Genomic DNA, 12,171 nt, shown 5'->3' with positions numbered 1-12,171 from the left:
CGGCCGCACCGGACCCCATACTTCTCTTGACAAAACCCTGCAAGAAAGGCATTATCGGATTTTCACACCAGTTTTTTAAAACAGCATGAAATATCCGATCATCAGGGCATTTCCTGTTGTACCTGGTATAAAGAAAAATCAAAAAACACCTTTTTTATTTATTGCAGACCGGCTTCTGCCCATATATGAGGATTCCGGACAAAAAAAACAAACTGGAAAAATCACTTCAGCAACCGGACACTCCCTGGAACAGATGAGTTTACAGCACTGAAAATAGATGATTTATTCCTCAAGAGTCCTTATTGTTCAATTTCCTCCAGCTTATCTGAAAATCCCGCGGCAGTCGGGTTTTCATTCGTTTTTTGAGACCCAGCCATGCTGATTATACAATACTCTTCAAATATAATTTTCATCTTCAAGCGAGTCACACACCAGCAAAGGAGTTTTCTCTTTCATGAAATTACCTTCACTTAAAATCGGCAAGTTCACCGCTTCTTTTCCACTTATCCAGGGAGGCATGTCCATTCGGGTTTCCACCTCAGCTCTGGCCGCCCCTGTTGCTGACTGTGGTGGAATAGGCGTAATCGGTGGCTCAGGCCTGCCCCCTGAAGAACTGCATGAGGATATCACAAAGGCCAAAAAAAACACTGACGGTGTTGTCGCCGTAAATATCATGTATGCCATGAAAGATTTCTACAATCTTGTCATCAGTTCCATTGATGCCGGCATTGACATGATTATCACCGGTGCCGGCTTTTCCCGTGATATTTTTAAAATCGGCCGCGAACATAACACACCGATCGTTATGATCGTTTCATCTGCTCCTCTTGCAAAACTCGCTGAAAAACTCGGGGCGTCCGCCGTGATAGTCGAAGCCAAAGAGGCCGGCGGCCACCTGGGAACCGACAAGCCACTGAGGGAGATTTTTCCTCCTATCCGGGATGTGATTAAAAAGATTCCTCTTATTGCGGCAGGAGGAATTACCAATGGATATGAAATGGCTGAAATGATGGACAAGTATGGCGCAGACGGGGTTCAGATTGCCTCCAGATTTATTCTCAGTGAAGAGTGCGATATCGCCGACGAATATAAACAGGCTTATCTGAATGCAAAAAAAGAAGATATCGTTCTCACTTCAAGCCCTGTTGGTCTTCCCGGCCGGGCCCTGAACAACCCTTTTGTCAAGGCAATGAACGAGGGCGCCGATGTCAGCACTAAAAAATGCCCCCACCTCTGCCTGAAAAAATGTGACCATCATTACTGCATCAATGAACGACTGATGCTGGCCCGCAACGGCAATATAAAAGACGGACTTATTTTTTCCGGAGAAAATACTTACAAGATGAACTCAATTCTTTCGGTTGCTGAAATTTTCCGACAATTCAAAAAACAGGCAGAGGAAGTCTACAGGGAAGGATGCGGATTCAGTCCTGCAGTTTAGCTGACACCTGTTCTGACTATGGGCACTCCCAGCAAAAAACATACATTCAACCGACAGTTTCCAGGAACCGGAGAAGCAACGATCATCCCCGGTGATAAACATCCGATCACTCCTGAAATGATTGATCGGGATGCTCTGTTTATTCTTAAAAAACTGAACAGTGCCGGTTTTGCAGGGTATCTCGTGGGTGGTGGAGTGCGGGACCTGTATCTTGGCAAGAAACCCAAGGATTTCGATATCAGCACAGATGCGCGTCCCGGTCAATTGCGAAAACTTTTTCCCAACAGCAGCACCATTGGCCGTCGCTTTCGCCTCGTCCAGGTTTTTTTCCGGGGCGGCAAGATTATTGAAGTTTCGACCCTCAGATCACTCAGTGAGCATGATCTCGATGGCCCGGAGCAGGTTCTCGCTCCCAACAACACTTTCGGAACCCTGGGTGAAGATGCCCAGAGACGCGACCTCACAATCAACTCTCTCTTCTACGAAATAGAACACAATACCATCATTGATTATGTCAATGGTGTAAATGACCTGCGCAATTCCATTGTCCGCATGGTCGGCATCCCGGAAAAACGTATCATCCGAGATCCCGTCAGAACCATGCGGGCAATCCGCCACAGTGCCAGAAATGGTTTTACCATTGAAAAGGAAACGTGGAAGGCAATCTGTTCGTCCAGCGACAAACTCGCCCTCTGTCCTCCATCCCGTCTGCGCGATGAAATCCTAAAAGATATTTACAGTGGAGCAGCCTGTCCATGGTACGAGCTTGCTGTTGAATCCGGGGTTTTTCTGACTCTTTTTCCATTTTATCGCCCTCTTTTTAACGACAGAACCAACGCGAAGCAGGTGAAGAAACAGCTCTTCCGAATTTTCGAAGCCATCGACAGGACCAACAATCTTGCCACAGAAAATTCCATTCACCGGCAGCCTGATTTCTTTTTCTTTTCTCTGATCCTTATTCCATGGGCTGAATCACAGTTTCAACTGTTCTCTACATTCAGAAAGGGATCACAACTCTTTCAGGTATCAAAAAAAATAAGAGCCGAACTCGACCGGACGATCGGCATTGACCTGAATCTTCGCCGATCTCTTCGCCAGGAAATTGTCAACCTGCTGACTAATCTCTCATCTCTTATTCATCACAGAAAAAACGACAACTGGCCAAACTGGTTAAAAAAGAAGAGTTATTTCCAAAGGTGCGCCCTTTTTTATCACTTTTACCTGGAAATTACAGAGAATCGGCCTGTGCAACTCCACCAACTGCAATTTCACGAAACAAACCTGCGCAGAAAAAAAACTGTACAACCAAAACAAATCCGTACAACCAAAATCAAACCTGCTTTTTCCCCTCACACCCGTGGTGGTATTTTCGGTTTTAAAAAATAAAACCAACACAACCACTGTTCGTATTGTTCATGTTGTGCATTTTCTGATCAAATTAGCCTTTCTTTTTAAGTCTGTTTGCCACATTTTCACCAAAATCCTCGCCCAAACGCACCTTTTCCCTGAAAATCCCCTTGAATTCCCCAGTCCGAAGTGGTAATTTTACGTAATTCTTCCCAGTAATCTGCGTTTGCACAACGCTATACCCAATACGGGCCAGGCCCGACGCACTGTTTGCACAATGAACACAAATTTCTTACATTTGAACTTTTTTCATAGTTACTGCCCGTCCTCTCTTTTTATCCTTCAATACCTGGGTAGAAAACGTTCTGCTGCACTCTTTTATTGCTTATCCACCATTATCAATAATCAGCACTTTTTTTATTTTTCACATACAACTAGGTGTATTTATTCAAAAATAAATACACTTTACATTTTAACCGTTTTTTATTTTTCGACATTTCTGATGTCGTTGCAATCGCGCTATGCGCAAAATTGTTGTCACAGCAATAGGAGGTTGATATGGCAGACACGGTAAACAAAACTCTGGATCCGCAACTCGACAGACGCGGCTTCCTCAAGGGATGTACAATGGCTGCAGCAGCTTTAGGGCTATCTGAGACTATGATTCCAAAGCTTGTAGAAGCTGCAGCCACCGCAGAACGACCAAGGGTTATCTGGCTGCATTTCCAGGAGTGCACAGGATGTACAGAGAGTTTGCTCCGCGCTTCCCATCCGGATCTTGCTCGTCTCATACTCGATATTATTTCTCTGGATTACCACGAAACCGTTATGGCCGCCGCCGGCCACCAGGCTGAACATAACCTGCTTGAAACGGTTGAAAAACACCCTTTTATTCTTGTAGTTGAAGGTGCAATCCCCACAAAAGATGGTGGTATTTATTGTAAAATAGCAGGGAAAACCGCCATGGACATTCTCGCGGAGGTTGCGCCCAAGGCATCTGCCATTATCGCCATAGGAACCTGTGCTGCCTTCGGTGGTGTGCAGGCAGCAGCACCAAACCCGACCGGGGCAGTCGGCGTTCAGGATCTTGTCAGCGGCAAACCGATTGTCAATATTCCCGGATGCCCACCCAATCCAATTAACTTTCTCGGCACTGTATTACACTATCTGACTTTTAAACGGCTTCCTGCTCTTGACAGCCTGAACCGTCCGCTGTTTGGTTACGGTCGCAGAATTCATGACCATTGCGAGAGAAGAGCACATTTTGATGAAGGCCGTTTCGTGGAACAGTTTGGCGATGAATTCCATAAACTTGGCTACTGCCTCTACAAAGTAGGTTGCAAGGGCCCTGAAACTTTTGCCAATTGTCCAGCCGTCAGATTCAATGATGTTGATGTATGGCCTGTCAGTGTCGGCCATGGCTGTGCAGGTTGCACCGAGCCAGGATTCTGGGATTCCATGACTCCATTCTATGAGAGACTGCCAATGGTTAAAATTCCCGCTGCCGGCATCGTCAAAGATGCGGACAGAATCGGCAAGACAGTTCTGGGTGTCACAGCTGCAGCTGTAGGTGTACACGCCGCTGTCGGAATTGGAAAACGGTTGGTAAAAGGAAAAAACGGTGAAAAAGAATAACAGGTATCACTCTATTTCCTGAAAGTTATTCAATCATCATTTGCATTTCATATTTTACCAGCGCCTGGAAACACTTCCGGCACATGGTAGTTCAATAATTTATGGAGGTTTTACACATGGCTCAGCGAATAACCATTGATCCGATCACCCGGATTGAAGGTCACCTAAGAGTAGATGTTGAGGTAGATGGAGGCCAAATCACAAAGGCCTGGTCATCTGGGCAGATGTACCGCGGACTTGAAAATATCCTCAAAGGCAGGGACCCGAGAGACGCATGGCTCTTCACCCAGAGGATCTGTGGTGTTTGCACCACTGTTCATGCCCTGGCCTCGGTTCGCGCGGTTGAAAACGCATTGGGGCTCGAGATCCCCCTGAATGCCCAGCTGGTTCGAAACATGGTTCAGGCAATCCATTGCCTGCACGATCATATTGTTCATTTCTATGCCCTCTCCGCCTTGGACTGGGTTGATGTTGTTTCCGCTCTGGATGCGGATCCTGTCGCCACCGCAAAACTGGCCGACAGTCTTTCCGACTGGCACGGCAACAGCCCGAAGCGGTTTGCAGCGGTGAAAGACAAAGTGAAAGCGCTTGTGGCAAGTGGCCAGCTCGGACCCTTTGCCAACGCCTATTGGGGACATTCCGCCATGAAGTTACCGCCCGAAGCTAATCTCATGGCAGTATCCCACTACTTGGAAGCCCTTGATTACCAGAGAAAAGCGACCCAGGCCCTGGGTATTATCGGTGGTAAGAACCCGCATATCCAGAATCTTTCAGTTGGTGGTGTCACCACCAACCTCAATCCCGAAAACCAGACCGCCGTCACCATGGAACGCCTCTATTACATCAAGCAATTGATTACCGAGGTTCGTGACTTTGTGAAAATGGTCTATGTCACTGATGTCGTCGCTGTCGGCGCCCTTTACAAAGACTGGCTCCCGTATGGTGCCGGGGTAACCAATTATCTGGCCGCACCCGACATGTTCCTGGATGCCAGGGGTACCAAAGCTGATCTTCCCGGCGGTACAATATTCGGTGGAGATCTCGGCTCTGTCAAGCCGATTGTCGGTCTGGCTGACCCATACTTTAAAGAGAACGTGGAAGAATCCATCGCCCGCGCCTGGTACGACGGAGACTGGTCCAAGCATCCATGGGAATCCACCACCGATCCTAAATTCACTGATTTTGAGGATGAGGGCCGTTACAGCTGGCTCAAGGCTCCCCGCTTCCAGGGCAAACCGATGCAGGTCGGCCCCCTCGCTCAGATGGTTGTCGGATACGCCCAAGGTCATGAACTGACCGTGAAAAGTGTCAATGCAGTCCTTGGACGCATCAGTGCAGTTGCTGGAGTCAAGGTTGGCCCTGAGATTCTCCATTCCACCATTGGTCGCCACGCCGCCCGTGCAGTACGTGCCGGAATGATGGCTGATCTCGCCCTCAAGCACTGGGATCTGCTGATCAACAATATCTCTTCCGGTGATTACGAGATTTTCAACCCGCCCACCTTCCCCAAAGGGGAACAGCGAGGTGTCGGTGTCCACGAGGCACCCCGTGGAATCCTCTCCCACTGGATCGTTATCCAGGACGGCAAGATCAAGAATTACCAGTGTGTTGTACCGTCAACCTGGAATGCTGGCCCGCGTGATGCCGAAGGTCAGCTGGGACCGTACGAAGCATCTCTCATGGGAAATCCGATTGCCGACCCGGAAAGACCGCTGGAGGTTCTCCGTACCATCCATTCTTTTGATCCATGCATTGCCTGTGCAGTCCACATGCTGGACCCGGAAGGCAGGGAAGTTATGAAAGTGAAAGCTCTGTAGCCCGCGGCTCAGGCACGAAACCTTTTCTTTCCGGCTCAAAGCCTATGGAGGTAAACAGAATGGCAACCTACGAAAAACATTACTGCTGGAGCATACTGCTTCGGCTCTTCCACTGGATGTTTGCACTGTCCATCGTTTTCTTGGTAGTGACAGGGTTTTACATCGCAGGACCATGGACGAATACCATGGTTGAGGGAAGTGCCGCCTGGCCCATGGCCTATATGCGGTACATCCATTATATCGCTGCGTATACATTTTCATCCGCAGTGGCAATTCGACTGTTTCTTTATTTTTTCGGAAACGCCCAGGAAAGGATTTGGGACATCCTACCCATTTCCAAACGAAACATTAACAATCTGTTCAAAACGCTTCTGCTCTACAGCTATGTCAGCGATGAACATGATGAACGGCTCGGCCATAACATCATGGCGGGAACCTCTTACCTGATCACTTTCTTTGCGGCACTCTTCATGATTCTGAGCGGTTTTTTCATGCTCTATCCTGAAGCCGCGTTCTGGCAGGGTTGGGGAGTGACGGTTTTCGGTTCCCAGCAATGGGCCCGTTTCACCCATCATCTCATCATGTGGTGGTTCCTGATCTTTCCGGTAATCCATATCTACCTCTGTGTCTGGAACGACATCAAAGGTCCGGAGGGACTGATATCCTCCATTTTTACCGGTGTCAAATTCAAGCACAAGGCATAAACAGAAAGGGGTCGAAATCCTGGTCCGGGGCACTGTCCAGGGCGTAGGGTTTCGCCCCTTTGTCTATAATCTTGCGACCCGTCTCTCCCTTACAGGTACGGTCAGCAACACAGAACGTGGTGTAACTATCAACATAATCGGCGAAGACGCCGATATTAAAGAGTTTCTGCATACCCTTTCCCATAATCCTCCACCTCTCTCCACCATCACCGATATTTCCGAACAACCATGTTCACCTGATCCCATTCCAGGTACGTTCACAATTACCACAAGTTTATCCGGTGGTGAAGCAACCACGTCCATCCCTCCTGACGTCGCTCTCTGCCGTGACTGTCTGGCTGAACTGAACGACAGCAGGGACAGGCGCCACAATTATCCATTTATTAACTGCACCAACTGTGGTCCACGCTTCAGTATCATAGAAACAATCCCTTATGATCGGCCGAAAACATCCATGAAATCCTTCCCCATGTGTACACCCTGCAAGAACGAGTACCATGATCCGGCCGACCGACGATTTCACGCCCAACCCAACGCCTGCCACTCCTGCGGGCCCGGCATATCATGGCATGACAGGGACGGGAACTCCATTGCAACGGATAATATTCTCAACACAGCGGCCCGGGCTCTTGCGGCAGACCGGGTTGTTGCCCTGCGCGGACTCGGCGGTTTTCATCTGGTGGTCAACGGATATTCAACCAGAGCAGTTGATATTCTCCGACAGCGCAAGAAAAGACCGGACAAGCCCCTGGCGATCATGGTGTCTGATATCCGGGTTCTTAGCGATTTCTGTTACTGCAGTGAATCTGAAAAAAAACTCCTTCTCTCTCCCGCCCACCCTGTAGTTCTTCTCAGGAAAAAGAACAATGGAAAACTGGCGGAAAACCTGGCTCCAGGTATTGGCGAGATCGGTGTCATGCTGCCATATACGCCGCTCCATCACCTTCTTTTTAACGCCGAATCCTGCCCGCCGGTCCTTGTCATGACCTCGGGCAACGAGAGCGGCACTCCGATCTGCACTGCGAACAGGGACGCCCTCCATCGCCTGTCATCCATCGCTGATTATTTCCTCCTCCACAATCGAGACATCGTCACCAGGGTTGATGATTCAGTGGCTAAAATTATCGGGGGCAGACAAATGATCTTCAGAAGGGCTCGCGGTTATGTTCCGGAACCACTTCATATCCCCTGGCAACTACCGAAAATTCTCGCCTGCGGCGGTGGCCTGAAAAGCACTTTCTGCCTCGGACGCAATCACACCTGCTACCTGAGCCAACATATTGGAGATCTACACAACCTTGAATCCTATGAGTTTTTTCTCGAATCCATTGACCACTTCAAACGTCTCTTTCAGCTGGAACCTGAAGCAGTCGCCTGTGATCTTCACCCTGACTACATGAGCAGTCTTCATGCCGAAAAGCTCAAACTTCCCCTGTACCGCATTCAACATCACCATGCCCATGCCGTAGCCGTCATGGGAGAACACGGTCTTTCGAGTCCCGTGCTGGCTATTGTCATGGATGGAACAGGATATGGTCCTGATGGCACCATATGGGGAGGAGAGATACTCCAGGTCGAACTGACCTCATACAGACGTCTCGGCCATCTCGGCAGACTCCATCTCCCCGGTGGAGACAGGGCAGCAACCGAGCCTTGGAGAATGGGTCTTTCCGCTCTTTTTAATACCTACGGTGAAAAGGGTCTGACCTGTGAAAATCTTCCAGCACCATTAAAACATATCAATGACGCCAGTCTTGAGACATTACGCACAATGATGTGCAAAAACATCAATTCTCCACTCACATCCAGCTGCGGCCGACTCTTCGATGCCATAGCCTCAATTCTCGGCATCACCCAGTATATTTCCTACGAAGGACAGGCCGCAATGGAGCTTGAAGCTTTGGCTGAAAAAGCATTAACATCACCCATTAAAAAACTGTTTCCGCCTAACATGCACAATTTTATTTCACCATTTCTCTATGAAAAAGAGGGAAAATGGGAGATATGTTCCACGGAATTTGTTAAAATGCTTATTACAGGTCTGGCAGGGGGAAAAAGCAGGGCAGATCTGGCTCTGCAATTCCACCTTGAACTTGTGAAAGCCCTTGCCGGACTGACCCGGATTCTCTCCTCGAAGACCGGCATCAGGCAGGTCGTACTTGCGGGAGGATGCATGCAGAACAGTCTGCTTTTCGAGGGATTATCTTCTGCATTACACTCGTCTGGACTTGAAACTTACACCGGAGAAAAACTCCCCGTAAATGACGGGGCTATTTCTTTTGGTCAGATTATAACCGGAGGTCTGCAGCATGTGTCTAGCCATACCCATGAGGGTCACCAGGGTTGAAGGTGATCCCGATGATTTCACCATCAGTCAAGTGGCAACGGTCGATGCCGATGGAATAAGCAAAGAGGTCCGCCTGGATATTGTTGACCACTGGCCCAATGTCGGTGATTATGTCATTGTCCATGCAGGGTTTGCCATACATACCCTGGTGGAAGAAGAAGCAAAAAAAAATATAGCCCTGTTAAAAGAGCTTGCCGATTCCATGCCACAGGAACTTCTCACCTGAACCGGGGCTGCCCATGAAATACCTTGATGAATACCGTGATTCCTCCCTGGCCCGCCCTCTTGTGGAGGCCTTGAAAACATCGGTCACAAAACCCCTGCGGATCATGGAAGTCTGCGGTTCCCATACCATGGCGATCTTTCGTAACGGCATCCGCTCCATCCTGCCCCGGGGCATGGAACTGATATCGGGTCCCGGCTGCCCTGTCTGTGTCACCTCCTCTGCCCATATGGATGCCTTTATCTCCATGGCAGACGAACCCGGGGTGAGACTGGCGATCTTCGGAGATCTTTTCCGGGTGCCGGGCAGCAATGGCTCCCTGGCTGAAGCCAGTTCCAGAGGAGCAAAAGTAAATATTGTCTATTCTCCCATGGACGGCCTTGAAATTGCCAGGAAAAACCCTGATGAACATGTGGTCTTTCTCGGGGTCGGTTTTGAAACAACCACCCCGACCATCGCCGCCACTATTCTTGCCGCAAAAAACCAACAAATTACTAATTTTACAGTTTTTTCCACCCAGAAGACCATGCTTCCTCCCATGAGGGCACTGCTTGATGACCCGAACCTGAAAATCGACGGTCTCATCTGTCCCGGCCACGTTTCCTCGATAATCGGCTCCTCAGTGTGGGAACCCCTGGCGGATGAATATGGTCTCGCCTGTGTTGTAGGCGGTTTTGAAACCGCGGATCTCCTCAAGAGCCTTATCCTCCTTGCCCGCCAGGTGGGAGAAGGCAGACCAAGGGTCGAAAATGTATACCCCAGGGCGGTATCACCTGAAGGAAACCTCAGGGCCAGACAGATGGTGGAAGAGATTTTTGAACCTGCCGACATGGAATGGCGTGGCCTCGGAATACTTCCCGGCAGTGGCCTGAAAATCAGGGACAAATATTGTGAATTTGACGCGGAGTCACGTTTTGATATCCGGCTTCAGGCTGTAGAGGAGCCAAAGGGATGCAAATGCGGAGAAATATTAAAAGGAATATGCAGTCCCAGGGAGTGTCCTCTTTTTGACAGCCGCTGTACTCCGGCAAACCCGATCGGCCCCTGCATGGTCTCCAGCGAGGGGACATGTGCGGCCTATTATAAATATGGCAGAGAATAAAACCTGAAAGACAATGTCAGAAAAAACAATCCTTCTCGACCACGGAAGCGGCGGACTCGCCAGCCAGAAACTCATCAGCGACCTTTTCCTCAAACACCTGGATAACCCGATTCTGCGAAGTCTTGAAGACAGTGCGATCCTTGAGAATCAGCCCGGCAGGCTTGCCTTTACAACTGACAGTTACGTGGTTGATCCCATTTTTTTCCCGGGAGGAGACATCGGCAAACTGGCAGTCCACGGTACTATCAACGATCTGGCAATGCGGGGAGCCAAACCACTCTGCCTCAGCCTGGGTCTTATCCTTGAAGAGGGTTTTTCCCTGAATGATCTGGAATTGATCATCGTCTCAATCAGCAAAGCGTGTAATGAGGCCGACGTCCCCGTTGTGACCGGAGACACAAAGGTCGTGCCCAGGGGCAAAGGGGACAAGATATTCATAAACACTTCCGGTATCGGCTTTGTTGCCACCGATATCTCAATTTCTTCACAACATGCAAAAGAAGGTGACAAGGTAATCCTTTCCGGTACCATGGGAGATCACGGCATCACCATTATGACCCGCCAGGCCGGAATTTCCGTACAGGGCAACCTGCAGAGTGATACCATGCCCCTTCACCGGCTGGTGGAAAAGCTGCTGAAAGAACTCCCCCGTGACGTACATACTCTGCGGGACCCGACCCGTGGAGGAGTGGCTTCAACCCTCAACGAGATTGCCGAAAACAGCGGTCTCTGTATTGAATTGAGCGATGAAGCCCTGCCTGTACGCCCGGAAGTGGCTGCAGCCTGTGAACTCCTGGGACTGGAACCGCTTTACCTGGCAAATGAAGGGAAATGTCTGGCCATCGTCAGCCCTGAAAAAGCTGAGCAGGCACTTGAAATAATGCATGGAACTCCGGAAGGGGCTGATGCTGTCATCATAGGGACACTGACTGCAACAGGCAGCAGCCGTGTCATTATCAATACTCCGGTGGGTGGCACGAGGGTAGTGAGCCCGCTTCACGGTGAACCTTTGCCCAGAATCTGCTGATCAATATTTTCACGCAAAATCATACCATGACAACTCCTCAGAAAAAAAAGATCGGCATAGCAGGCATAGGTAACTATATACTGCGGGATGAAGGTTTCGGCGTCCATGTCGTCCACTATCTCCAGGAAAACTACGAGTTCCCCGACAATGTAGATATACAGGACATCGGGACTGCCGGAATTTACATGGCTCCCTTTCTTGAAGAATGCGATCCGGTCTTTGTCATCGATGTTGTTGATATAGAAGGGGAACCCGGATCCTTTCATTTCTTCACTCTCGATGATGTCCGGGCAGGAAGTTTTCAGATGCGTATGTCCCCGCACCAACTCGGTCTCCTTGAAATCCTGGAAGTGGCCAAACTGCGCGGAGCCGCACCGAAGGAAATCGAGTTTTATACCGTCATTCCCCTTGAACTGACTGAAAGCATAGAACTTTCAGAGATTGTAAACGCTCAGAAAACTGCAGTGGCGGAATTGATTTTAAATCGTCTTACCGACCTTGGAATCACAGTCAGCCGAAAATAAAGGG

General features: G+C 49.4%; 10 protein-coding genes. All 10 read left to right on the top strand.

Features of this window, described 5'->3' with window-relative positions; genetic code table 11:
• Positions 1–454 precede the first annotated feature (454 nt).
• A complete protein-coding gene (locus LO777_RS18315) occupies positions 455–1,441 on the top strand; it encodes an NAD(P)H-dependent flavin oxidoreductase (RefSeq protein WP_228855268.1) in 987 nt (328 codons plus the stop codon).
• A gap of 18 nt (positions 1,442–1,459) precedes the next feature.
• Entirely contained in the window at positions 1,460–2,827 is a 1,368-nt protein-coding gene (locus LO777_RS18310; protein WP_228855267.1) for a polya polymerase, read from the top strand.
• Between the two features lie 519 nt (positions 2,828–3,346).
• Positions 3,347–4,423: a hydrogenase small subunit gene (locus tag LO777_RS18305; RefSeq protein ID WP_228855266.1), complete on the top strand. Its 1,077-nt coding sequence runs from the start codon at positions 3,347–3,349 to the stop codon at positions 4,421–4,423.
• 116 nt (positions 4,424–4,539) lie between these two features.
• A complete protein-coding gene (locus tag LO777_RS18300) occupies positions 4,540–6,240 on the top strand; it encodes a nickel-dependent hydrogenase large subunit (protein WP_228855265.1) in 1,701 nt (566 codons plus the stop codon).
• 59 nt (positions 6,241–6,299) lie between these two features.
• Complete coding sequence (cybH, locus tag LO777_RS18295) at positions 6,300–6,944, top strand: Ni/Fe-hydrogenase, b-type cytochrome subunit (protein ID WP_228855264.1); 645 nt, start codon at positions 6,300–6,302, stop codon at positions 6,942–6,944.
• Positions 6,919–9,291 (top strand): carbamoyltransferase HypF, encoded by a 2,373-nt coding sequence (hypF, locus tag LO777_RS18290; RefSeq protein ID WP_228855263.1) that lies wholly within the window; start codon positions 6,919–6,921, stop codon positions 9,289–9,291. Before cybH ends, hypF begins: the two co-directional genes overlap by 26 nt.
• Positions 9,254–9,517, top strand: coding sequence for a HypC/HybG/HupF family hydrogenase formation chaperone (locus LO777_RS18285; protein ID WP_228855262.1), 264 nt, complete (start codon positions 9,254–9,256; stop codon positions 9,515–9,517). Before hypF ends, LO777_RS18285 begins: the two co-directional genes overlap by 38 nt.
• A 13-nt stretch (positions 9,518–9,530) precedes the next feature.
• The gene (gene hypD, locus LO777_RS18280; RefSeq protein WP_228855261.1) at positions 9,531–10,616 is read left to right on the top strand and encodes a hydrogenase formation protein HypD; all 1,086 of its coding nucleotides are present in this window, start codon (positions 9,531–9,533) and stop codon (positions 10,614–10,616) included.
• Between the two features lie 13 nt (positions 10,617–10,629).
• On the top strand, positions 10,630–11,643 hold the full coding sequence (hypE, locus tag LO777_RS18275; RefSeq protein ID WP_228855260.1) for a hydrogenase expression/formation protein HypE: 1,014 nt from the start codon (positions 10,630–10,632) through the stop codon (positions 11,641–11,643).
• Positions 11,644–11,669: 26 nt separating this feature from the next.
• Positions 11,670–12,167, top strand: coding sequence for a HyaD/HybD family hydrogenase maturation endopeptidase (locus LO777_RS18270; protein ID WP_228855259.1), 498 nt, complete (start codon positions 11,670–11,672; stop codon positions 12,165–12,167).
• Positions 12,168–12,171: the final 4 nt, after the last annotated feature.

The organism is Desulfomarina profundi (assembly GCF_019703855.1).
GTDB lineage: Bacteria > Desulfobacterota > Desulfobulbia > Desulfobulbales > Desulfocapsaceae > Desulfomarina > Desulfomarina profundi.
This window is presented reverse-complemented; position numbering and strand designations above follow the sequence as displayed.